The 25,240-nt window shown below is 61.3% G+C and carries 15 protein-coding genes; 13 read left to right on the top strand and 2 right to left on the bottom strand.

What is annotated here, in order from left to right:
- Positions 1-66 precede the first annotated feature (66 nt).
- Complete coding sequence (locus JFT63_RS22340; protein WP_198844789.1) at positions 67-2,127, top strand: TonB-dependent copper receptor; 2,061 nt, start codon at positions 67-69, stop codon at positions 2,125-2,127.
- 138 nt (positions 2,128-2,265) lie between these two features.
- Positions 2,266-3,645 (top strand): PepSY-associated TM helix domain-containing protein, encoded by a 1,380-nt coding sequence (locus JFT63_RS22335; RefSeq protein WP_198844788.1) that lies wholly within the window; start codon positions 2,266-2,268, stop codon positions 3,643-3,645.
- 47 nt (positions 3,646-3,692) lie between these two features.
- Here JFT63_RS22335 and JFT63_RS22330 read toward each other — a convergent pair whose 3' ends face one another.
- Complete coding sequence (locus tag JFT63_RS22330; RefSeq protein WP_198844787.1) at positions 3,693-9,593, bottom strand: DUF4329 domain-containing protein; 5,901 nt, start codon at positions 9,591-9,593, stop codon at positions 3,693-3,695.
- A 291-nt stretch (positions 9,594-9,884) separates the two neighbouring features.
- Between JFT63_RS22330 and urtA the strand changes: the two genes are divergently transcribed.
- From urtA to ureC, 11 genes are all read left to right on the top strand, one after another.
- Positions 9,885-11,150, top strand: coding sequence for an urea ABC transporter substrate-binding protein (gene urtA / locus JFT63_RS22325; RefSeq protein ID WP_198844786.1), 1,266 nt, complete (start codon positions 9,885-9,887; stop codon positions 11,148-11,150).
- A 167-nt stretch (positions 11,151-11,317) separates the two neighbouring features.
- The gene (gene urtB / locus JFT63_RS22320) at positions 11,318-12,820 is read left to right on the top strand and encodes an urea ABC transporter permease subunit UrtB (RefSeq protein WP_198844785.1); all 1,503 of its coding nucleotides are present in this window, start codon (positions 11,318-11,320) and stop codon (positions 12,818-12,820) included.
- Positions 12,820-13,887 carry an urea ABC transporter permease subunit UrtC gene (gene urtC, locus JFT63_RS22315; RefSeq protein ID WP_057702636.1) on the top strand — a complete coding sequence of 356 codons (1,068 nt, stop codon included), beginning with the start codon at positions 12,820-12,822 and terminating at the stop codon, positions 13,885-13,887. The genes urtB and urtC overlap by 1 nt, the downstream gene beginning before the upstream one ends.
- Entirely contained in the window at positions 13,884-14,717 is an 834-nt protein-coding gene (gene urtD / locus JFT63_RS22310) for an urea ABC transporter ATP-binding protein UrtD (protein WP_087149500.1), read from the top strand. The genes urtC and urtD overlap by 4 nt, the downstream gene beginning before the upstream one ends.
- Positions 14,718-14,856: 139 nt before the next feature.
- Positions 14,857-15,555 (top strand): urea ABC transporter ATP-binding subunit UrtE, encoded by a 699-nt coding sequence (urtE, locus tag JFT63_RS22305; RefSeq protein ID WP_127880441.1) that lies wholly within the window; start codon positions 14,857-14,859, stop codon positions 15,553-15,555.
- Between the two features lie 30 nt (positions 15,556-15,585).
- Positions 15,586-16,425 (top strand): urease accessory protein UreD, encoded by an 840-nt coding sequence (locus JFT63_RS22300; protein WP_198844784.1) that lies wholly within the window; start codon positions 15,586-15,588, stop codon positions 16,423-16,425.
- Positions 16,426-16,583: 158 nt separating this feature from the next.
- Positions 16,584-16,886 (top strand): urease subunit gamma, encoded by a 303-nt coding sequence (ureA, locus tag JFT63_RS22295; RefSeq protein WP_003171437.1) that lies wholly within the window; start codon positions 16,584-16,586, stop codon positions 16,884-16,886.
- A gap of 9 nt (positions 16,887-16,895) precedes the next feature.
- Positions 16,896-17,408 (top strand): GNAT family N-acetyltransferase, encoded by a 513-nt coding sequence (locus JFT63_RS22290; protein ID WP_186561808.1) that lies wholly within the window; start codon positions 16,896-16,898, stop codon positions 17,406-17,408.
- A 5-nt stretch (positions 17,409-17,413) separates the two neighbouring features.
- Positions 17,414-17,947 (top strand): GNAT family N-acetyltransferase, encoded by a 534-nt coding sequence (locus JFT63_RS22285; protein ID WP_198844783.1) that lies wholly within the window; start codon positions 17,414-17,416, stop codon positions 17,945-17,947.
- Positions 17,944-18,249: an urease subunit beta gene (locus JFT63_RS22280; RefSeq protein WP_057702630.1), complete on the top strand. Its 306-nt coding sequence runs from the start codon at positions 17,944-17,946 to the stop codon at positions 18,247-18,249. The genes JFT63_RS22285 and JFT63_RS22280 overlap by 4 nt, the downstream gene beginning before the upstream one ends.
- A gap of 111 nt (positions 18,250-18,360) precedes the next feature.
- Positions 18,361-20,061: an urease subunit alpha gene (gene ureC / locus JFT63_RS22275; protein ID WP_057702629.1), complete on the top strand. Its 1,701-nt coding sequence runs from the start codon at positions 18,361-18,363 to the stop codon at positions 20,059-20,061.
- Here the strand turns inward: ureC and JFT63_RS22270 are convergent.
- Positions 20,058-25,229, bottom strand: coding sequence for a dermonecrotic toxin domain-containing protein (locus tag JFT63_RS22270; protein WP_198844782.1), 5,172 nt, complete (start codon positions 25,227-25,229; stop codon positions 20,058-20,060). The genes ureC and JFT63_RS22270 overlap by 4 nt on opposite strands.
- Positions 25,230-25,240: the final 11 nt, after the last annotated feature.

Raw genomic sequence — 25,240 nt, 5'->3', positions numbered from 1 at the left:
CCGACTTTAGACAGACAGCCGTAGGCTGCTGGCCGTGTTGTTTACGATTGATTGATGGAATTTGTCATGTCCAGGTTTTCTGCTGACACCCGTTTGGGAAGTACTGCCCTGCTCACCGCGTTATGCGGCGCACTATTGGCTGCCCACGCTCACGCCGACGAGCATGAGCTGAGCCCCACGGTCATCACCGCGATCGCCCCCAGCTCGCCGCTGACCGTGGTCACCAACCCCAAAGACCCTCGCCAACCGGTGCCCGCCAGCGACGGCGGCGACTATCTCAAAACCATCCCCGGCTTCGCCCTGGTGCGCAACGGCGGCACCAACGGCGATCCGGTGCTGCGCGGTATGTTCGGCTCACGCCTGAACATCCTCACCAACGGCGGCATGATGCTCGGCGCCTGCCCGGGCCGCATGGATGCGCCAACGTCGTATATTTCGCCGGAAACCTACGACAAGCTCACCGTGATCAAAGGCCCGCAAACCGTGCTCTGGGGCCCGGGTGCGTCAGCGGGCACCATCCTGTTCGACCGTGAGCCGGAGCAGTTCGGCGAGCTGGGTACGCGGGTCAACGCCAGTGTGTTGGCCGGCTCCAACGGGCGTTTCGACAAGGTCATCGATGCCGCCGCCGGTGGGCCGTTGGGCTATGTGCGGGTAATCGGCAACCAGGCCCATGCCGACGATTACAAGGACGGCAATAACGACACCGTCGCCTCGCGCTATGACAAGTGGAACGGCGATGTGGCGGTGGGTTTCACCCCCGACGCCGACACCTTGCTGGAACTCACCGCCGGCCGTGGCGACGGTGAAGCGCGCTACGCCGGACGCGGTATGGACGGCTCGCAGTTCCTGCGCGAAAGCCTCGGGCTGCGCTTCGAAAAATCCAACCTCGGCGAGGTGCTGGACAAGGTCGAGGCCCAGGTCTACTACAACTACGCCGACCACGTCATGGACAACTACAGCCTGCGCGTCCCTTCGGGTACCGGCATGATGGCGGGGCCCATGGCGTCCAACGTCGACCGCCGCACCCTTGGCGCACGTATCAAGGCGACCTGGCGCTGGGCCGATGTGCAATTGATCAGCGGCCTGGATGCGCAGACCAATGAACACCGTGCGCGCAGCGGCATGGGCATCGATACCTATAAGGATGCGCCGCGTAACAAGGACGCCAATTTCCACAACTACGGTGTGTTCGGCGAACTGACCTGGTACGCCGCCGACAACGATCGCCTGATCACCGGCGCACGCCTGGACCGCGCCTCGGCCAAGGACTTCCGTCAACGCACCGGCTCGGGAATGATGTCGCGCCCGAACCCGACTGCCGGCGACACCCGCGCCGATACGTTGCCCTCGGGCTTTATGCGCTATGAACACGACCTGGCGGACAGCCCCACCACGCTGTATGCCGGCCTGGGCCACGCGGAACGTTTTCCGGATTACTGGGAACTGTTTTCCCCCAACACCGGCGCGGCGGGTTCGGTGAATGCCTTCGATGGCGTGAAACCGGAGAAAACCACCCAGCTCGACTTCGGCGCCCAGTACAAGAGCGCCGACCTGGAAGCCTGGGCCTCGGCCTACGTCGGCCAGGTGCGCGACTTCATCCTGTTCGACTACCGGCCCGGCATGATGGGCACCACCTCCCAGGCGCGCAATGTGGACGCTCGCATCATGGGCGGCGAACTGGGCGCAGCGTATAAGCTGAGCCAACACTGGAAAGCCGACGCCAGCCTCGCCTACGCCTGGGGCAAGAACAGCAGCGACGGCAAGGCCCTGCCACAAATGCCACCGCTGGACACGCGCCTGGGCCTGACCTACAGCGAAGACGACTGGAGTGCCGGCGCGTTGTGGCGCGTGGTCGCGGCACAAAACCGCATCGACCCGAACAAGGGCAACGTGGTCGGCAAAGACTACGACAAGAGCGGCGGTTTTGGCGTGTTCTCGCTCAACGCCGCATACCGCATCAATAAGAACTTCAAGGTCAGTACCGGGGTCGACAATTTGTTCGGCAAGGCTTATGCCGAGCATTTGAATCTGGCGGGGAATGCAGGGTTCGGCTACCCGGCGAACGACCCGCAGGCCATCAAGGAACCGGGGCGTACGCTTTGGACCAAGGTGGATATGAGCTTCTAAGAGCATCGGGGGCACGCCCCCTCCCACCTTGGATTGGGTTCACAGATATTGATTTGAGAACCCGATCAAGGGTGGGAGGGGGCTTGCCCCCGATGGCGGTGTGACTGACAAAAAATCAAAAGCCTTGCGGAGCCCCTGATGACCACTCAAAAAATCAGCTTCTACAACCTGGCCTGGCGCTGGCATTTCTACGCCGGCCTCTTCGTCGCCCCTTTCATGGTGCTGCTGGCCCTGACCGGCATCATCTACCTGTTCAAACCCCAGCTTGACCCGCTGATGTACGGCCACCTGCTGACCGTGCCCGCCGCCGAACACGCGCTGAGCGCCGACGAGCAACTGCAGCGCGCCAAAGCCGCCTACCCCCACGCAGCAATCGCCAAATACTTGCCCCCTGCCGACGCTACCCGCAGCGCACAGTTCGTGGTTCGCAACGATGCCCAGGAAGTGACGGTGTTTATCGACCCGTATCGCGGCACCGTTCTCGGAGAGCAGGACGCAAAGAACAACCTGCAAGCCATCGTCCGCGCTCTGCACGGCGAATTGATGATCGGCACCACCGGCGACCGCCTGATAGAACTCGCCGCCGGCTGGGGCATCATGCTGGTGGTGTCCGGCCTGTACCTGTGGTGGCCGCGCGGCAAGTCCGCGGCTGGCGTATTGTGGCCACGGTTCAACAGCCGTGGCCGGTTATTCTGGCGTGACCTGCACGCGGTCGTCGGCTTCTGGGGCGCGGCATTTTTGCTGGTGATGCTGCTCAGCGGCATGACCTGGACCGGTTTTTGGGGCAAGCAATACGCCGACCTGTGGAACACCTTCCCGGCGGCGATGTGGAACAACGTGCCGCAGTCCGATCAGCAGGCGCGGACGCTCAACACGGCCAGCCAACAGACCGTGCCCTGGGCCATGGAAAACACGCCGATGCCGATGTCCGGCGACCATGCCGAACACATGAACCACGGTGCCATGCACACAGGTCCTGCCGCGCCCGGTATCAGCCTGCAACAGGTCGTGGACCTGGCTAACGCACGCGGCGTGGAGCCCGGCTACAGCATCACCTTGCCTACCAGCGCCTCAGGTGTGTTCACCGTTGCCGTGTTCGCCAACGACCCACGCAATGACGCCACCCTGCATGTGGACCAGTACACCGGCAAGGTTTTGGCCGATGTGCGTTGGCAACATTACAACCTGGTGGCCCGCGCCACCGAGACCGGCGTGATGTTGCACGAAGGCAAGATGTTCGGCTGGGTCAACCAACTGATCGTGCTGGTGATCTGCCTGATGATCCTGCTCAGTGCAGTCAGCGGCGTGGTGATCTGGTGGAAGCGTCGGCCCCACGGCGGGCTGGGGGTTCCACCGCTACGCCACGACCTGCCCAAGTGGAAAACGGCTATGGTCATCATGTTCGGGTTGGCGATACTGTTCCCGTTGGTGGGCGCTTCGCTGCTGGTGGTGTGGGTGTTGGATCGGCTGGTGCTATCGCGGTTCCTAGGCCCACGGGAATCCGCCACCCACAGCTGATGGGGTGGGTGGCGGTGTATCAGCCATTCGATGCGCACGCGTCGAGGTCAGAGTTCATCGTGGCCATACCAGGCCTCTTGCGTCTCGACCCTGGCGCCGATCCATCCTTCGCCCAGCACACCTCGACGTGTCCAGAACGCGTCGGCGTACAACACCATGAGCGTGCCGTGAGACCTGAGCTGGTCGACCAGCACGCTCGGATCCGGCGCGCCATTCTGGCCAAGCAGCCTGGCTTCAGCGTTCGTAAAAGCGGGCACGTACTTGAGCAACGCGCCACCGCGGCAGGCCAGGTAACAGCTTTTGGCGCTGGGCGCATTGTCTTTGATCACCTCCAGATAACCGCGCAGGTCATCCTTGGCGACGAAATTGCCTAGCAGGTTCTTATCAAGTGGTGCGAGGCTGGATGTTGAATCGATAGCTTTATAGAACGCCTGCACCGCAGCGATTCTGTAAGTGCCCAGATCATTGCCGGCAGGTACATCGAACCCGGCCTTGCCCTTCCAGAACAACAGATCCAGGGTGTTGTTGCCTGGCGTGCCCGCACGGTCCTCGACCGGATCAAGCGCCACATAACCTTGCGTATCCTGCGGCATCAGCACCGCGCCCAGGTACTGCTTTTCCTGAAAGGACGGCACCAGGCCCTGAGCATAGCGGGCCGCATCGTCGGGATACAGACACAGCGGCCCGCAGAACGAATGGAAATGCGGGTTTTCGGAAAAGGAATGCGGTGTATTTTTCGGCTGCCACTGTGTTCCGACACGCTCGTTGCGGCTCCACACTTCGCTGGTCACCCTGACATACAGCAAGCCATCAGCGGCCAGGCGACGAACATAATCGAGCACCTTGAGCGAACCTTCGAGCAGGTGCGGCAGGTCCAGGTGCGCATGGCTCGTCCATGAATAGAGCGAGGCGTCCTGGGATAGCGTATACGTCAGCAACGCCCCGTCAGCACACAGCAAATACAAGGGTAGAACATGCCTGTTGCGAGCATGGCTGACAAAATTCAGCGCCCTGGCAAGGTATTGAGGCGGAAAAAAACTCAGCGCCATCTCATCCGTAGCCGGGGCGATGGCCACGTTGGACCCGACCAGATACAGGCCGTCGATGACAAAATCCTGAGGCAACTGACCATTGATAAACACCTGCTCGAAGTCAGTAAAATTTTCCCTGACCAGCGCCAGCGTCGTCATGTACAAAGGCTTGTTGACCGCCTTGAGCAGATAGCCGAACGCCACGTACGCTTGCGGCGTGCTTAGACGTTGGGCGTACCGCACCGCATCGAGCGCGCGGGTGAAGACGGGGCCGCACGGTGAGTCAAACAGCACCGCGCGAATATCCTGATCCGGAACGAGGGGAACGTTCGAGATAAACTTCACCGTGATCCGACGAGCCGCTCCCCACAACGCGTCACCCTTTACCACACAGAACTCGCCGGCCTTCGCCAGCTGGGTGACAAAATCCTGAGGCGACAGTGTGCCGTCGCGCAGTTGTTGCTCTACCGTGTTGTCGGCATAGTCGCCCCTGGCCCGATTCAGCGGCGCCAAACGCTGCTTGAGCAACTGTTCCTCGGCAGAGCCTGATACTTGATAGCTCAGGATCGAGCCGGTCAAGCTGAACACATACTCGCGCTTGATCTGAGTCTCAACGTGCAACAGCGTGGCGAGCGCCGCACTGGGGATCATGCTTTTATAGATACTTTTCTGGGTGGCGGACAGCAGCAGTGGCACCTCCTGATCGACCACCGAGCGGTAACGGGCAACCATTACGCTGCCCCCCGGATACTGACCCGCCGCGACGATCGGATCGGGGTAGATCCAGTCCGTTGTGAGCCCTTGTGGCGGCAGCACCAACGGCTCGGTGGCGGCGAACAAGCCATTGACCAGACGCACAATCACCCCGCCATAAGCGCGACGCAGCCCGTTACCTATTCGGGTCGCGGCATAGCGGGCCGCATCATCGACACTGGCAAAGGCCGGCCCCATGCGTCGCGGCATCATCGTTGCGTAGCCGGTCCACATAGGGTCGACCCCGCCGGGTTTATCCCAGCACTGACTGGTCCTTATCACGCGCAATGCACCGCGCAGCGCCCAGTCCTGGATAAACTTCTGGGGACGCATCAGGCCGGAACGCAACTGCTCACTGGCACGCACCAACAAGTTGTCCGCATCGCCGCCACCCTTTACGTCAATCGGAAAGGGCGCATAACTCAACAGCGCGCCATCGAACGTAGAGAAGTACAGACGCAGGCTGTTTGTTCTACCCCGCTGAGCCTCAAAAAGCGCGCTATAGAGCACCTGAGGGGTCACGAAAAATAATGTGAGCCAGGCGTTGAAGCGATCCAGACCGCGTCGCGCCCACTGCTGCGAACGAAACAACCCATACAGGATAAAACCATCGGGAAACTCAAAGCCGCCCGCCTCAAGGGGCTTGAACAGGCTGTTGAGGTTGAACAACACATTGTTTGCGCCAACCCCTACTACCTCGCTGGCAATGTAGTGCTCCTTATCCCGATGCTTGAGGATAAAGGCAAAGCAGGCGGCCTGCGCCAGATTGCGGCCATGCACCCGCCCATGGAGATTACGCGCGGCTTCATCGGCACTGTCGAACACCGCTCCGTAAGTGGCGAAATCCGGCGGGCCGGAACGTGGCGCATAGTCAAAGTTGAAGGACCAATCGTTGAACACCGAGCCACGCGGTCCCCAAAATGAGTTGCCCTGGACGATCTTCAGGTCGCCCGCCTCTGCCACTCGCCACACCCATTCAACCGGCTTGACTTCACCGCTGTCCAGGCGGCGCTGCAAACTGTTGGGCCCGGCGTCGGGGGCAATATTGTTCAACAGCAGCTGCTCGTGAGAGGAGTTGCCGGGTGTGTACTCCAGCAGACAGCTCGCCGACGCAGAGAGCCAGGCCACACGCTTGGCGTGAATGACCGAATACATTTCATCGCAGGAAAACATCTGCTGGTGGACCAGCGCCTCGTTCCGCGTCCAGCCACGGCGCAATACCGGCGCCGGGTCGACCATCGACAGCTCTGCATGGGAACCATAGCGCCCTTGCAACACGTAGGGCTCCGGCGGGATTAACGGCCCCAGATTACCGACCGGGAAAAACAGCGTGAAAGCAAAAGGCTCGGCCAGGCTCTCCATCGGCTCGGTGACGACAAAACGACCGTCGGTGCCCTTGAGTACATAACCGCCGTAGGCGCGATCACGCCGATTGCCGATCTGTTCGTGGGCATACGTGACTGCATCCCGTGCGGAGAGAAACGAGCGGCTCAACGTCACTTGATAACGCGATGCCAACAGGTCGGCGCCGGCATCCACCGACCCCTCTGTACGCCACAGGCCGCCGCCCTGAACCACCCGAAGGTCGGTCGCTGCAATGATCCTGCGCGCGTAATCACGGGGCGTCAGCGTACCGGCCAGCAGCGCAGCCTGCGCGCCATTGTCATGCAGCCCGCCCGTAGCCGACTCCCGGACCAGCTCACTGGTGCGTGTAGCCTCGGGGATCCGGAAGGCAAGCAACGCCGAGTCGGTGGCGAGCATGTACAAAGACAAGCCACGGGCCGGATCCTGGATGGTGCGAGTTGCCTGCGCCTGGCGGGTAGCAGCCACTACCTGTGCCGGCGTGAAAAACGTATTGGCCAGCCACGTTTCCCGGGCAGCCACTTCATGGGTCTCGTACCAACTGGTGAAGTAAATCGCCTCCAGCCGGTAGTTCGACGGCAACTGCAATCTGCCGTCGCGCTTTGGAAAGACCTCTTCGGGTGAGAACAGCGGATAACGCCTGGAAGTTGCGAACGTGGCCACGTAGGCATCGTCGCGGGTGTGTTTGAGCACAAACCCGAACGCGCCGGGCTTGCTCGCAGCACCGGAAAGTTCCAGTGCACGCTTGACCGCCAATTCAGGGCGCGGCAGCACTTCGCTGCAGAAGGGCTGTTGCTGGACGTCGCCTGTGTTTGTCACTGGCGTGCCAAGCCGCCACCCCTGGGTGACACGCCCGCGAACACCGCCCCAAACCCGATTGGCAATCAGCACCCACAACTCGCCCGCATTGGCCAGCCGGCGTACGGGAAACTCGAAATCACTGCTGGTTTCACCCGGCCCGCCTCGCAGTTGCTGCTCCAGGTTGCGCTCTTGAGCCGACCCGCTGCTGACGTACTTGAGCAGCACGTCGTCAGGGCCGGAAAAATAATGGTTCTTGGCAAATGCTCTGTTCTCGAAACTGAAGAGTTGATCGGCCTCTGAATAAAAGTTATTGAACAGCGTCACCTGGTCCGGCGTGAAATCGGGAAAGTGGGCCTGGATTTGCGCAGTATCAACAGGATGTGAGTGATAGAACGCCTCGGCGCTGTGATCATCAGGGGCAATGAAACGGCCCTCGCTGTCCCTGGCCAAAAGCAGCTTGTGATCGAACGTGTTGCGACGGTCCGGGATGGGGTGAGTGGCGTAGTAGCGGTTCCGGCGCTTAAGGATCACCCCTCCGTACTCGATATCCCGTCGTTGGCCGATCATCATATGCGCCCAGCGAGCCGCATCATCGGCGCTGATAAAAGGCGGGCTGTAAGTCGGCAGCGCAATATCGGCAAAGGGGCGCCAGTCGGCACCGACCGATCCGGTCCGGCTCCACAGCTTGCTGCCTTTACCGGCCTTGCTGGTCTTGAGCACGGTCAACTGGCCCGCGGCTGCCAGGCGCAGCACGAACTCACTGGGTTTGAGGCTGCCGGCGACCAGGGCGGAATCGATGTTGTTATCCACGATCGCACCCTCGGGCGCCACCCGATAAAGCTGCGCTTCGGCTTCAGAGAACGAGCAGGTATAGCGCAGCAATGCGCCGTCTTGGGTGCCCAGGAATATCGAATATGCGCCTTGCTTGAGCAATTCAGGGACCAAGCGCCCCTGGTACAAATGTCGGGCCAGTTCTGGCGCCCAGAAAAAATTACGATACAACCACGGTTGCCTGGTGGTGACCGGTGCCGCATTGCCGCCGCTGCCCAGGTAAACCGCGTTGAGATGAAACTTCGCAGGCAGTTGGTGCTTGCCATCGGTATCGGTGGGGAACAACTCTTGGACAGACTGCTGCGCGCCGACTGAGCCCGACGGTTCGGTCACCGCATAGAGGTGCTTATCATCATGTTTGAGCACATACACCTGCTGGATAGCCGCCGGTTTATCGGCCAGGCGCGCCTGAGCATGGCCGATGGCGGCGGTGAGACTCGCCTGCACTGGGCCGCAGGGGGGCAGTTCGCGTTTTTTCGGCACAAAGGGCGAGTAAGGTTTCCAGCTCTCGGGGACCTCGCCGGTGCTGCCGCCCCACACAGCATTGGACACCACAATCGAAAGTTTGCTGACACTGGCGACCTTCTTGAAGAAGTTTTCCACTACGCCGTCATAGCCATCGGGTCTGCCGAACGGCTGCTTGGTTTCCAGCCACACGCCGAAACGTCGCTCGGCATCCGAGCGGGTACAAACATGCTTAAACAACGAGCCTTGCGGCCCCGACAAATAAAAGGCCGTGACGAACGCTGGCTCAAGGATGTTGGCAACCAGGTCTTCCTCTGAATAAAAGCTGTTTAAGGCATTGATGCGGCGGTCTGAAAAATCGGGATGATTGGCCTTGTACTGGTCGAATAAATCCGGATGCGAATGGTACTCCGCCACACAGCGATAACCTTCGGGGTGGACATACTGCTTGTTGCTGTCGAGGTTCAATACGGTGGTCATGTCGAAATAGTTTTCGCCGCCCTCGATCGGATCTGTCGCGTAAAAGAGTTCGTCGGCCAAACTCTGCAAGATCACTCCGCCGTATTCCACGTCACGCTGGCTGCCGATCTGTTCATGGGCATAGCGAGCCGCATCATCCATGCTGACAAAACCCGGCCCTACCGGGGGTAACTCTACGTCGGGCTTGGGGTCTGCCCCAAACCAGCCTCGTCTGATTCGCTCCATGTCTTCGTTTCCCTGTTGGGTTGTACGGCGCCAGGATTGGCGATCGCAGCCCACATGGTCGGCAGTCGACGTGAGGCGGTGGCGTTAGATAATGATCAGCTTTCGCAGGGCAACGCACTGTTTTGAGGCCGGCTGCGCACGCAACGCCGTTTACGGCGCCAAGCTGGTGCGTGGCGTGCGTCCCTCCCACCGCCAACATCGCGGCAACCGCGCGGCCAGCGTCGCAGGCACAGCCTTTGCAATGCCCTCTGTATCTGCCCCATAAAAACTATCGGTTACGGAGATCGCACCATGCAGCGTCGCAGCTTGATCAAGGCTTTCACTTTGTCGGCATCCATTGCAGCCATGGGCTTGACCTGGACCGTACAGGCCGCCGAGACCATCAAGGTCGGCATCCTGCACTCGTTGTCCGGAACCATGGCGATTTCCGAAACCTCGCTTAAAGACATGGCGTTGATGACCATCGACGAGATCAACGCCAAGGGCGGCGTAAACGGCAAGATGCTCGAACCGGTGGTGGTGGACCCAGCGTCCAATTGGCCGCTGTTCGCGGAAAAAGGCCGGCAGTTGCTGACCCAGGACAAGGTCGCCGTGGTGTTCGGCTGCTGGACCTCGGTGTCGCGCAAATCGGTATTGCCGGTATTCGAAGAACTCAACGGCTTGCTGTTCTACCCGGTGCAGTACGAAGGCGAAGAGATGTCGCCGAACGTGTTCTATACCGGTGCGGCGCCGAACCAGCAGGCGATCCCGGCGGTGGAATATTTGATGAGCGAAGAAGGCGGCAGCGCCAAGCGCTTCTTCCTGCTCGGCACCGACTATGTGTACCCACGCACCACCAACAAGATCCTGCGCTCGTTCCTGAAGTCCAAAGGTGTGGCGGATAAAGACATCGAAGAGGTTTACACCCCGTTCGGCCATGCCGATTACCAGACCATCGTCGCCAACATCAAAAAGTTCTCCGCCGGCGGCAAGACCGCGGTGGTCTCCACCGTCAATGGCGATTCCAACGTGCCGTTCTACAAAGAGCTGGCCAACCAGGGTTTGAAGGCCACCGACGTACCGGTGGTGGCGTTTTCGGTAGGCGAGGAAGAACTGCGCGGCATCGACACCAAACCGCTGGTGGGCAACCTCGCGGCGTGGAACTACTTCCAGTCGGTGGAAAACCCGGTGAACCAGAAATTCGTCGCCGATTGGAAAGCCTACGCCAAGAAGCACAACCTGCCGGGCGCGGACAAAGCCGTGACCAACGACCCGATGGAAGCCACCTATGTGGGCATCCATATGTGGGCCCAGGCGGCAGAGCAAGCCAAGTCCACCGACGTCGACAAAGTACGTGAAGCCCTGGGCGGCCAGACCTTCGCGGCGCCGTCGGGCTTTACCCTGACCATGGACAAGACCAACCACCACCTGCACAAGCCGGTGATGATCGGCGAGATCCAGGCCGACGGTCAGTTTTTGGTGGTATGGCAGACCGAAGCGCCGATTCGGGCACAGCCATGGAGCCCTTACATTCCGGGCAATGACAAAAAACCGGACTATGCCGTGAAGAGCAACTAACGCCCCCCACAGATCAAATGTGGGACATGGTCACTGTGGGAGCTGGCTTGCCTGCGATGCAAACAACTCGGTGTGCCTGACACACCGCAGCGATGCCATCGCAGGCAAGCCAGCTCCCACAGACAACCAGCGCCCACACTGTCCCCGCATGATCAGGACATTTTCGTATGCCCACTGCCCTCCACCGCTTCATCCTCGCCGTGCTGCTGTTGCTGCCTTGGGCGGCATATGCAGGCGATGCCGAAGACTTCCTCGCCGCCAACCCGGTGCAACAAGCCAAGCTCCTTCAGGATTGGGCCGCCAACCCCGACCCTGCGCGTATCGAACTGGTGGACGCCCTTGAGCAAGGCCAACTCACACTCAATGGCGAAACCAAAACCCTGCGCCTGAACAACCGCCTGCGCGGCCTGATCGATAACGTTCAAGCCAGCCAGCAACTGCTCGCCGCCGACCCCAAGGTACGCCTGGCGGCAGCGCGAACCCTGCAAAAAAGCGCTGTGCCTGCGCAGCTGAAATTCCTCGACCAACAAGTCGCCGCCGAGACCGACGAGGATGTACACAGCGCCCTCAGCCTGGCCCTGGCCAACCTGCAATTGGTGGACACCGACCCTGCGGTACGCCTGGCCGCCGTGCGCTTGCTCGGCAGCACCGGTGACCCGCTGGCGCGCACGCGCCTTGAAGCGCTGCTGGCGCCGGGGGTGGAAACCGATGCCGCCGTGCACACCGCCGCCGAAACCAGCCTGGCCCAGGTCAAACGCAAACTGATGGTCGGCGAGATACTCGGGCAGGCGTTCAGCGGCATGTCGCTGGGCTCGATCCTGCTGTTGGCGGCACTGGGTTTGGCGATCACTTTCGGCCTGCTCGGCGTGATCAACATGGCCCACGGCGAGATGCTGATGCTCGGCGCTTACTCGACCTACGTGGTGCAGTTGTTGATGCAGCGCTATGTGCCCCAGGCCATCGAGTTCTACCCGTTGATTGCACTGCCGGTGGCATTTTTTGTCACCGCAGCCATCGGCATGGCCCTGGAGCGCACCGTGATTCGTCACCTCTATGGCCGCCCGCTGGAAACCCTGCTCGCCACCTGGGGCATCAGCCTGATGCTGATCCAGTTGGTACGCCTGGTGTTCGGCGCGCAGAACGTCGAAGTGTCCAACCCCGCCTGGCTGTCCGGCGGCATTCAAGTACTGCCCAACCTGGTGCTGCCGTACAACCGCATCGTCATCATCGCCTTTGCGCTGTTCGTGGTGGTGCTCACCTGGTTGCTGCTGAACAAGACGCGCCTGGGTCTGAACGTGCGCGCCGTCACCCAGAACCGCAACATGGCCGCCTGCTGCGGCGTGCCCACCGGGCGCGTAGACATGCTCGCCTTTGGTCTGGGCTCCGGCATTGCAGGGCTGGGCGGCGTAGCGCTGAGCCAGATCGGCAACGTCGGCCCGGACCTGGGCCAGAGCTACATCATCGACTCGTTCCTGGTGGTAGTGCTAGGTGGTGTCGGCCAGTTGGCCGGTAGCGTGATGGCGGCCTTCGGCCTGGGTATTGCCAACAAGATTCTTGAACCGCAAATCGGTGCCGTACTCGGCAAGATCCTGATCCTCGCGCTGATCATTCTGTTTATCCAGAAACGCCCGCAAGGACTCTTCGCACTGAAAGGACGGGTGATCGACTGATGAATCAGCCATTGATGCTTACGGCCACGCAAAAAGCCGGCCCCAAGGTGACGATTGCCGTGGGCGCGGTGATCCTGTTTCTGCTGCTGGCATTGCCATTGTGTTCTCTGCTGCCTGCGGACAACCCACTGCATGTATCGGCCTATACGTTAACGCTGGTGGGCAAGATCCTCTGCTATGCCATCGTCGCGTTGGCACTGGACCTGGTGTGGGGTTACGCGGGCATGTTGTCCCTGGGCCACGGCCTGTTCTTTGCCCTGGGCGGCTATGCCATGGGCATGTACCTGATGCGCCAAGCGTCGGGTGATGGGTTACCGGCGTTCATGACCTTTCTGTCCTGGACCGAATTGCCCTGGTACTGGGCCGGCACCGACAACTTTCTGTGGGCGCTGTGCCTGGTGGTGCTGGCGCCAGGGCTGTTGGCCCTGGTGTTCGGCTTCTTCGCCTTCCGCTCGCGGATCAAGGGCGTGTATTTCTCGATCATGACCCAAGCCCTGACCTTTGCCGGGATGCTGCTGTTTTTCCGCAACGAAACCGGGTTTGGCGGCAATAACGGCTTTACCAATTTCCGCAGCATCTTAGGCTTCGGCATCACAGAACCTGGCACACGAGCGGTGTTGTTTGTGGCCACGGTGCTGCTGCTGGTGGCCAGCCTGTATATCGGCTGGCGCTTGGCGCAGAGCAAGTTCGGCCGGGTGCTGACCGCTTTGCGCGATGCCGAGAACCGCCTGATGTTCTGCGGTTACGACCCGCGCGGCTTCAAGTTGTTTGTGTGGGTGTTGAGCGCGGTGCTGTGTGGCTTGGCGGGGGCGCTGTATGTGCCGCAGGTTGGCATCATCAACCCCAGCGAGATGTCGCCAACCAACTCCATCGAGGCCGCCGTATGGGTCGCCCTGGGCGGGCGAGGCACGCTGATCGGGCCATTGCTCGGCGCCGGGGTGGTCAACGGCATGAAGAGCTGGTTCACCGTGGCGTTCCCCGAGTACTGGCTGTTCTTCCTCGGGGCGCTGTTCATCATCGTCACCCTGTACCTGCCCAAGGGCGTTATCGGCCTGCTGAAGAAATGAGGAACGTCATGCTTGAACCTATTTTCGATGCGGGCAGCGGCCGCGATGCGATCGGTATCGGCCAGGCCGCCGGCAAGGGGCTCAACACTCGCCACGGCACCATCCTGACGCTTGAAGACATCAGCGTCAGCTTCGACGGTTTCAAGGCGTTGAATGACCTGAACCTGTATATCGGCGTCGGCGAATTGCGCTGCATCATCGGCCCCAACGGCGCGGGCAAGACCACGCTGATGGACGTAATTACCGGCAAGACCCGGCCCAGCCACGGCAGGGCCTGGTTTGGCGAAACCCTGGACCTGACCAGCATGAGCGAAGTACAGATCGCCCAGGCCGGTATCGGCCGCAAGTTTCAGAAGCCCACGGTGTTCGAAGCCCTGAGTGTGTTCGAAAATCTTGAGCTGGCGCAGAAGACCGACAAGTCGGTGTGGGCCAGCCTGCGGGCGCGCCTGAGTGGCGAGCAAAAAGACCGCATCGATGAAGTGCTCGACACCATCCGCCTGACCGCCTCGGTGCATCGGCCCGCCGGTTTGCTGTCCCACGGCCAGAAGCAGTTCCTGGAAATCGGCATGTTGCTGATGCAAGACCCGCAACTGTTGCTGCTCGACGAGCCGGTAGCGGGTATGACCGATGCCGAAACCGAGTTCACCGCCGAACTGTTCAAGCGCCTGGCCGGCAAGCATTCGTTGATGGTGGTGGAGCACGACATGGGCTTTGTCGGCTCGATTGCTGACCACGTGACCGTGTTGCACCAGGGCAGCGTATTGGCCGAAGGGTCGCTGGAACAGGTGCAGGAAAATGAGCGAGTGATCGAGGTTTACCTCGGTCGCTAACGCTGACACGAACGGCTTTATGTGGGAGCTGGCTTGCCTGCGATAGCGGTGTACCTGATACACCGGGTCGCCTGCATCGCAGGCAAGCCAGCTCCCACAGTTGATCCGATTCCCACAGGGGAATAGAGGAGAATCGAACATGCTGCAAGTCGACAAGCTGCACCAGTATTACGGCGGTAGCCACATTCTGCGCGGGCTGTCCTTCGACGTGAAGATCGGCGAAGTCACCTGCCTGCTCGGGCGCAACGGCGTGGGCAAGACCACCCTGCTCAAGTGCCTGATGGGCTTGCTGCCGGCCAAGGAAGGCGCAGTCAACTGGGAAGGCAAGGCCATCACCGGCTTCAAGCCGCACCAGCGGGTCCATGCCGGGATCGCGTATGTTCCTCAGGGCCGGGAGATATTCGGGCGGCTGACCGTAGAAGAAAACCTGCTGATGGGACTGTCGCGTTTCCCCGGTTCCGAAGCCAAAGAGGTGCCGGCCTTCATCTACGAGCTTTTCCCGGTGTTGCTGCAAATGAAGCATCGACGCGGCGGCGACTTGTCCGGCGGGCAGCAGCAACAGTTGGCGATTGGCCGTGCCCTGGCGAGCCGCCCGCGCCTGTTGATTCTCGATGAGCCCACCGAAGGCATCCAGCCGTCGGTGATCAAGGAAATCGGTGCGGTGATCAAAAAGCTTGCCGAACGCGGCGACATGGCGATCCTGCTGGTGGAGCAGTTCTATGACTTTGCCGCTGAACTGGCTGACCAGTACCTGGTGATGTCCCGTGGGGAAATCGTGCAGCAGGGCCGTGGTGAAAATATGGAACGCGAGGGTGTGCGTGGGCTGGTAACCATCTAATCTGTAGCCTCCTAACGATAAGCACACGCCATGAACCTGCCCGTTACCCCTGCCCTGTTCACGCCCAGCTGGCACGCCGCGCTGGAACTCGGCTATGCGCGTGTCAAAGACACCACGCGCCCGGTCTTGCGCCGCCACCTGGGCCCGCTGCGCGTGCAAAAGCACCTGTACGCCGAAGGCCCCGAGGTGTGCCAGCACATCATCGTGCACCCACCCGGCGGCATTGCCGGTGGTGATCGCCTGGACATCAGCGCCCACGTCGGCACCGGTGCCTGGGCGCAGCTGACCAGCCCCGGCGCAGCCAAGTGGTACCGCGCCGGCGGCCCGGCGTTTCAGCACGTCGAGTTGACCGTCGAGGCCGGTGCGACGCTGGAATGGCTGCCCCAGGAAACCATCGTATTCAGCGCCGCCCAGGCCGAACTGACCACGCGTGTTGAGCTGCAAGGCGATGCGCGGTTGTTGTACTGGGATGTGGTCGCACTCGGGCGCCCGGCCAGTGGCGAGCGGTTCGACCTCGGCCACTTTCAATCGCACCTGGATATTCGCCGCGACGGCCAGTTGCTCTGGCACGAACGCCAGCGCATTGTGGGCGCCGATGGGCTGCTGGATTCGCCTATCGGATTGGACGGGCAGCCGGTGTTTGCCACGTTGCTGGTGACCGGCGAGATCGACGCTGAACTGCTTGAACAATGCCGCTCACTGCCCCACGCGGTGCGCGGTGACCTGACCCAACTGCCCGGTTTGCTGGTGGCGCGGTGCCTGGCCAGTGAAGCGCTGCTGGCGCGGGGATGGTTGATTGATTTATGGCGGCTTTTACGCCCGGCACTGTTTGGGCGTGAAGCAGTCGCACCAAGAATCTGGAGCACATGAAGATGCGCCCTTTTGTAGGAGCGAGCTTGCTCGCGAAAATCGTTAACGATAACGCGGGCATCCTGAATGCACGCGGCGCCCTCGGTTTTTTCGCGAGCAAGCTCGCTCCTACAGGGGTTAGTGCTCGTCTTTTTAACTGTTTTACTACGGACTGAACCATGGACCTGACCCCACGGGAAAAAGACAAACTGCTGATCTTCACCGCAGGCCTGGTCGCCGAGCGGCGCCTGGCGCGCGGGGTGAAGCTCAACTACCCGGAGACCATCGCCTATATTTCCGCAGCGCTAATGGAAGGCGCCCGCGATGGCCGTACCGTGGCCGACCTGATGCACTACGGCACCACCCTGCTCAGCCGCGAACAGGTGATGGAAGGCATCCCGGAAATGATCCCGGATATCCAGGTGGAAGCCACCTTTCCCGACGGCACCAAGCTGGTCACCGTCCACCAGCCCATTGCGTAAGGTGTTGCCATGATTCGTGATGCAACCGAACACGACCTGCCCGCCATCCGCGCTATCTACAACGACGCGGTGCAGAACACCACGGCGATCTGGAACGAGCAACCGGTAGACCTGGCGAACCGCCAGGCCTGGTTCAGTGCGCGCCAGGCGCAGCAGTACCCGATCCTGGTGGCGGTGGAAAACGACGAAGTCACCGGCTACGCCTCATTCGGCGACTGGCGCCCCTTCGAGGGCTTCCGCTACAGCGTCGAGCACTCGGTATACGTGCGCAATGACCAGCGCGGCAAAGGCCTCGGCCCACGCCTGATGCAGGCCCTGATCGAGCGCGCCCGCAGCGGCGGCAAGCACGTCATGGTCGCCGCCATTGAAAGCGGCAACCTGGCCTCGATCCGCCTGCATGAGCGCCTGGGCTTCAGCATTACCGGGCAGATGCCGCAAGTGGGCATCAAGTTCGGCCGCTGGCTGGACCTGACCTTTATGCAACTGACGTTGAATCCGGGCGCCGAACCGCCCAAGGAGTGAGATCGATGAGCGCTGCACAACTGCGTCGAGTCAATGCTGAAAGCTTTGCCCACTACCGCCAGGGCTTGATCGAGCTATTGCTGGACGCGGTGCAGAGCGGCGCATCGGTGGGCTTTATGGCCGACTTCGATCAGACCCAGGCCCGCGAGTATCTGACCGGCGTGCAAGCCGGTATCGAAGACGCCAGCCTGCTGCTGTGGGTGGTCGTGCGTGAAGAACGGGTAATCGCCAGTGTGCAACTGGCGCTGTGCCAAAAGGCCAACGGCCTGAACCGCGCCGAAGTGCAAAAGTTGCTGGTGCACAGCAGCGCCCGTCGCCATGGCCTGGGCCAACAATTGATGAATACCCTGGAACTTGCCGCACGCCAGCACAAGCGTGGCCTGCTGTACCTGGACACCGAGGCCGGCTCCGGTGCCGAAGCCTTCTACCAGTCGCTGCGCTATACCAGGATCGGTGAGCTGCCCGACTACTGCCAAAGCCCGGACGGGCGCTACAGCCCGACCGCCATCTACTACAAGACCCTGGGGCAACCTGCATGATTCCTGGTGAATATCAGATCCAGCCTGGCGAAATTGAACTGAATGTCGGCCGCCGCACCGTCACCCTCAGCGTGGCCAACTGCGGCGACCGGCCGATCCAGGTAGGTTCGCATTACCACTTTTTCGAGACCAATGACGCACTGGAGTTTGACCGGGCGGCAAGCCGCGGCATGCGCCTGAATATTCCGGCGGGCACGGCGGTGCGGTTTGAGCCGGGGCAGCGTCGGGAGGTGGAGTTGGTGGATTTGGGTGGTGGGCGGCGGGTATTTGGGTTTGCAGGGCGGGTCATGGGCGACCTTTAGGGCCTCATCGCAGGCAAGCCAGCGCCCACAGTTGAAATGCAATCCCCTGTGGGAGCTGGCTTGCCTGCGATAGCGATTTCACATTCAACACCTATTCTTCAGGGCACACACATGAAAATCACCCGCCAAGCCTACGCCGACATGTACGGCCCCACCGTCGGTGACAAGGTCCGCCTGGCCGACACCGAGCTGTTTGTCGAAGTCGAACAGGACTTCACCGTCTACGGCGAAGAGGTCAAATTCGGCGGCGGCAAGGTGATCCGTGACGGCCAGGGCCAGAGCCAATTGCTCGCCCATGAAGTAGTCGACACGCTGATCACCAACGCATTGATCATCGACCACTGGGGCATCGTCAAGGCCGACGTCGGCTTGAAGAATGGCCGCATCCACGCGATTGGCAAAGCCGGCAACCCGGATATCCAGCCGGGGGTGACCATGGCCATCGGCGCCAGTACCGAAGTGATCGCCGGTGAAGGCATGATCCTCACCGCCGGCGGCATCGACTCCCATGTGCATTTCATCTGCCCGCAGCAAATCGAAGAGGCGCTGACCAGCGGCGTCACCACCATGATCGGCGGCGGTACCGGCCCTGCCACCGGCACCAACGCCACCACGTGCACATCCGGCCCCTGGCACTTGGCGCGTATGCTACAGGCCAGTGATTCGTTCCCGATGAATATCGGTTTCACCGGCAAGGGCAACGCCAGTTTGCCCGAGCCATTGATCGAGCAGGTCAAGGCCGGAGCCATCGGTTTGAAGCTGCACGAAGACTGGGGCACAACGCCCGCCAGCATCGACAACTGCCTGAGCGTCGCCGATGCCTACGACGTGCAGGTGGCGATCCACAGCGACACCCTCAATGAGTCGGGCTTTGTGGAAACCACCCTCGCCGCGCTCAAGGGCCGCACCATTCACACCTACCACACCGAAGGTGCCGGTGGCGGCCATGCACCGGACATCATCAAGGCCTGCGGTTTCCCCAATGTGCTGCCCAGCTCCACCAACCCCACGCGGCCGTTCACGCGTAACACCATCGACGAACACCTGGACATGTTGATGGTGTGTCACCACCTGGACCCGAGCATTGCCGAAGACGTGGCCTTCGCCGAAAGCCGCATCCGCCGCGAAACCATCGCCGCCGAAGACATCCTGCACGACCTCGGCGCGTTCTCGATGATCAGCTCCGACAGCCAGGCCATGGGCCGTGTCGGCGAAGTGATCACGCGCACCTGGCAGACCGCCGACAAGATGAAAAAACAGCGTGGCCCCCTGCCGGGCGACGGCGTGGGCAACGATAACTTCCGCGCCAAGCGCTACATTGCCAAGTACACCATCAACCCGGCGATCACCCACGGTATCAGCCATATCGTCGGTTCCATCGAAGTCGGCAAATGGGCCGACCTGGTGCTGTGGCGCCCGGCGTTTTTCGGCATCAAGCCCACGCTGATCCTCAAGGGCGGCGCCATTGCTTCGAGCCTGATGGGCGACGCCAACGCCTCGATCCCGACGCCGCAGCCGGTGCATTACCGCCCCATGTTCGCCAGCTTCGGCAGCTCCCTGCACGCCACCAGCCTGACGTTTATCAGCCAGGCCGCGCAGGCGGCCGGACTGCCCGAGGCCCTGGGCCTGAAGAAGCAGATCGCGGTGGTCAAGGGTTGCCGCGACGTGCAGAAAACCGACCTGATCCACAACGATTACCTGCCGGATATCGAGGTGGACCCACAGACTTACCAGGTCAAGGCCGACGGTCAATTGCTGTGGTGCGAACCGGCCGAGGTGTTGCCGATGGCCCAGCGGTACTTCCTGTTCTAGAGGATGGCGCTGATCGCTTGATCGGTCAGCGTCTGGTTCAAGGTGATCAGTTCGCCATTGATGCGGCCAAAGGTGTCGTCGTAGTCTTGCTGGGACATCAGTTGCCCCGGTTCACTTTCCGAAGCCGGTCGGCCCAGGCGCTGGGCCGCCTGGCTGATGGTGTGGCGCAGGGCCTGCCTTGCGCTCTCAGGGAGGTTGGCTGCGGCGGCCCATTGTTCCTGCGCGGCCTGATAGTCAATCAGTGCATCAAACTTTGCGGCAATCGACGCGTAGTCAGCTGAATGAGCCCGCTGCAGAAAGTCGGTCCACATCGGTTGCTCCAGCAGGTTGCCACGCAGCAGCTCGCCTTGGTCCAGTAGCTTTACGCGATTGAATGCCGCCTCGACCATGGGCGCCGTCACATAATCCTCGCGGAACATCATGCTCCGCGATTGCCAGGGCAGGTCCAGGCGGGTTGCCAGTGGCGTTGTGTACGCCAGGTAGATCTCGACTTCGTCGATATCGGCGATCAAATTGCCGTGGGCATCGTAATGATCGACGCGTGCGCCTTTCGCGTCGTACTGCGGAAACTTGACGCCGTCGGCCTGCAGTTGGGACACGCGCTCATGGGCGATACGGCCCAACTCATCGAGCCGCCACTTGCCCCTGGCCAGGTTGAAGACAGTTTTGCGCACGGAGGCCACGTCCTCGCTGAAGTACGCCGACCAATGCAGCACCGCAACGCCCATCGAATTGAACAACTGCGCCCCGGCGTCCACGCAGGCCGCAGGGTCCCGGGCCATCAGGAACAACTGCTCGCGCAATTCGGCGTCTTCGCCCATCGCCTCAAGTATGCGCCAGACCTTGGCGGTCAGTTCCGGCAACCATACGCCGCCCCTGAGTGTCGAGTCCCCGGAGTTTCTGACGGCACGAAGAACATTGAAAAAGCCCTCAGAGCCAAACGAACCTTCAAGCGTGTCCCATAACACTTGCCTGGAGGGCCATTCCTGCGCCGAATAACCGGTTTTCCACTGCTCGCTGTCACGCGCGCCCCTTTTCGGTAATTGGCGATCCGGATCGCGGCCGGCGGCCTCGATGTACCGCTTGAATTGAGCAAGCAGCTCAGGCGTCAGCTCTTCACGGGTGAGGAAGGTTTTCGCCACAATCAGTGCCTTATCCGAGCCCGGTGCGAACTCGGGAATCCGCGCTATCGGGTTCTCCCGCATATCCAGAATGAAATTCTCCGGCCTGGGCACACGGAATACACTGGCAGGCCACTCCTCCAGGCTTGTGTGATTGAGCAGCAAGGTCTGTAAGCGCGTCATGCGCCCGACATCGGGTGGCAAGCCGAGTGGGTTCATGTCCAAAAATAACTCTTTGAGATGCACCCGATCTTTCAAGCGCAGGACGTCTTCAGGCGTAAGGACAATACTGTTACCGCCCAAATGCAACCGCTGCAAATGCGGCATCTGTTCGATGGCTGACGGCAGGCGTGTCAGTTGAGCGGCCTCGATCCCTAATCGACGCAAACCGCGAAAGTTGGCGAGCAGTGGCTGCACATCCGCATCCGTCAGCTGCGAGCCTTCGGTTCCCACAATGCCCAAATAGCTGACATGGTCGAAGTTTGCAGTCAGTGCGGGCAAGGTTCGGAGCTGCTGCGCCAGGTCCTCTTCCAACCATTCGATTTTCTGCCCCAAGAGGCGCCCATTTCGATCGTAGTGCCGTGGGCCAACCTTTCTCCAGGCGTCATCCAGCGCCGTATAAATCTTGCGCCTGGCCCTCAGCACCTGGCGTTGCTGGTCGCCGAACGCCTCCATGCCCTGGGGCGGTGTGCTCAACCATTTGTGCAAGGTGGCCTGCAGGGTTTTGTACTCTTGCTCCAACGCACGCAGCCAGCTCAGGTCCAGCGCGCCGCGCTCGTTGATCAGGGCGAGCATTTCGTCCAGGGTGATTTCCGGGTACAGGCTGCGGACCCGCTCGCGCGTGATTTTTTCCCACTCAGTACCACCCCGTCCGCTCAATGGATAGCCGCGACGCTCACCCGGCAACACGCTCGGCGGTCGAAAAAACGGCAGCTTTTCCGGCGACATGTCCAAGGCTTTGCGCAACGGTGCTCGGCCTAATGCATGTTGCTGGATCAACCCCTTCAATTGCTCACCCTGGCCGACATGGGGCAGGCCGATCGCGTTGCGATGGGCGTCGGTCAACGCGTGCTGCAAGGCGCCGTAGAAACCATCGAGGCCATGCAGATCCTGACCGCGCTCATCAAAGGCTTGATAACGCCCATCCTCCATGCGCGCCAGGACCTTGCGGTTGCTCGCCTCCTGAGGGCCAAAACTGGCACGCAATGGGCCTTCAAACCGGCCCTCGCGCACTTCCAGGCGCAGATTGTCCGACCAGCCGGGAAGCATCGGCAGGGTGTTGAGGGCCAGGGTTTCGGTGTCCGGCCCGGCCAACGCGTCGAGGTACAAGCCTTCATACGCGAGGGTCAGGCGCATTTGCTGCTGCGCCCGGCGCGCCTTTTCAGCGAGGCGCAGGGGAATGCGCTTGGCGCGGTTCATCGTGTCGCGCTCGGTCGGCGTCGCGTCCGCCAGCACTTCGCGCGCCAGAATCGTCGGCACGCTGCTGAAGTCGCGCTGGATCAGCATCATCGCGGAGTCGGAGGGTGGCTGCTGCTCAAGGTAAATACTCTTCATCAACCGCTCGCGTACCTCGATGGCCCTTTGTTCGAGTTTCAATTGCAGGGCCTCGGTTCGCGCCTCGGGTGTGCGGGCGGTGTAACTGCCCACCAGAGCATCGCGCTGAGGTTCGCTGAACGCTTCGATAATGCGTATGGGCAACTGGCCGCTCATCAATTCGGCGCGGTGGACCTGCACGGTGTCCGCCGCCGCAGCCTGCTGATTACCGTATTTGATCGACGGCCCGCTCAACTCGGTGCCGGAAAATGCCTCGATCGCCTTGCTCGCTGGCCATCCCGGCAACTCCACCGCCAGGGATGCAGCATAGCTGCACAGTGCGCTGCTGAGCGAACCCTGGCGAATGCCCTCGGCGACGCTCACCGCATCGCGATACGCCCTGAACTGGCGCAGGGTGTCGAGCAGGATCGCCGGTACCGGCTCGCCTTCCACATGCACGCGGCGCAGCACGTCCTCACTCACAGCCGCCACGCTGCGCACCTGCTCCAACTCGGCATCACTGAAGCCCTCCGTCACCGGGCCCAATCGCCGCATCAACGTGGCGCCTTCCCAGGTGTGCGGGCGTTCCACTTCATGGTTCCAGAGGCCAGCGCCGTTGCTCTTCAATATCGGTTGATAGGCCTCGGCGCGCGTGGGATGGAGGATGCGGTATTGCTCGGTCAGCGGGTCTTGTTGCACGGCATAGCGTTTACCCTCCAATGGCAGCACGGTTTGGCCGTTATGCCGGTGCAGGCCTTGCTCATCCGCCGCCACCGCTGGTAAAGAAGAGGAGTGCTCGTAGACCGACAGGTCGGGATTCCACAGCCGGGTCTTGCCACTGGGCAAGGTGACAGCCTTGAGCTGCTCGATAAACGGCGAGACGGTGAAATGAACCACCGCCGCCTGTGCGGCCAGCGTCGCCAGGTTTTCCACCACATCGGTAATGTGCGCCCAGCCCGCTTCACGGTCGCCTTCGCTCAGCTCGATGACACCTTCAATGACTTCGTAGAGCATTTGCCCGGCCATCGCCACGGCCATCACCACACCCAGCGGCGGCACCGCCATGGCCACCAGGTTGAGACCGAACAGGCCAATGCTCATGTAATGCGCGGCGCGCAGTGAACGCGAGGCCTCATCGACATCGGCGGTGCTCACCGCACGATGCCGGGCGTTCTCGAACAGCCGAGTACGCAGGCTGCCCAGGCGATAGGTCCACAGGTCTGCAACTTGCCATAGGTCCGTCAGGGTGTGGGCGCGAATGTTGAATTCAGGGGCAGTGGCGTGCTCGCGCACGTAGGGATGTGGTTCGCCCAGTGTCGAAGGCGTGGCAAAGGACGGAGAAGTGAGCAAGCGCCCCCATTCCGATCGCAAGGCCTGTGCGCCAAACCGCTGGGGAGGTGCGTCCAGCACCAGCTCGGTCAGCCGTTTGTAGTAGTAGGCGCGGTCTTTGTCGGCAACGAACCGGGCAAAAAAATGCTGGTTCGGCGTAGCCTTCCAGCCTTGGGAGCGGTCAGCTTCCTGGGTGGTTTTCGCGCTCAGGCGCTCGCTCAACGCGGTGCTGAAGTCACTGAAGGTTTCATAGCGCTTGATGGGATGGTCGGGATCGTCGGGTATATAAACGATGACCCAGCAGGTGTAGCCAGGCTTGGCGCAAGCGTCGATGACCAGGCAATCATGCAGGTGCAGGTTCATCAGGCTCAGGCTGCGATACCCGATGGGCTTGCCGTCGCTGAGAATGTGTTTTTCCCCGGCCGCCACCCGCATCAGCAGCGCGTGGTCGCTGTCGCCAATATCGCCCTTGAGCAACGCCAGATACGCCGCCGCCTTGAAGGCGGCTTTCTGGTGCCGGACATAACGTTCGCGCAGTTCGGCCTGGGATTTGGCGTCGTCAGGTTTCAACTGTGCCTTGAGGTGAGCCTGGTACTGCTTGCCCAGGTCAAGGTCTCGGCACAGCTGGGTGAACGCATGAATCTTCAGGGTGGTGGTATGGCGCTCGAAATGATCGCGCACGTCCGGTTGGGTGATGAAACCTGAGGCACTGTCGAAATAGCCCTCTCGAGTCTCCCGTTGCTCAAAGTTGCCGAGGGCAGCGTGCAGCAGGGAGAACGTTTTGACCTTGAAGCCACCGGTCTTTACGCCAAAGGCATCTTCGGCCGGTACATACAGGCGCAACCAGGTTTGGTTGACGTCCAGCTCATGGCCGATAGCCTTTAGCTTGGCTTCCAGCACGGGTTGGGCAAACGCTTGCTCCGAGCTTATGTGACTGAAGGTTTTCTCCAGTTCGTTAAGCGAATCGCAACGGGCGTCCAGCAGTACCTTGAGCTGATCTTTGTGGGTTTGGGAAGCGGCGTCATACCAGAGGGGAATGGCCGGCGGTGTGTCTTTGAGGGCCTTGCGGCGGGAGGGCGAACTGTGGACCAGGCAAGTGGGGATCGCCTGTTTGATCAGTTCGTAATGCTGGCCCTGCTCACCAGGAAGCGGGGTGACGGGGTCGGTGACCTGAAAGTCCGGCATGGGATGACAAC

The sequence above is a fragment of the Pseudomonas sp. MF7453 genome (assembly GCF_016405455.1).
Lineage (GTDB): Bacteria > Pseudomonadota > Gammaproteobacteria > Pseudomonadales > Pseudomonadaceae > Aquipseudomonas > Aquipseudomonas paralactis.
This window is presented reverse-complemented; position numbering and strand designations above follow the sequence as displayed.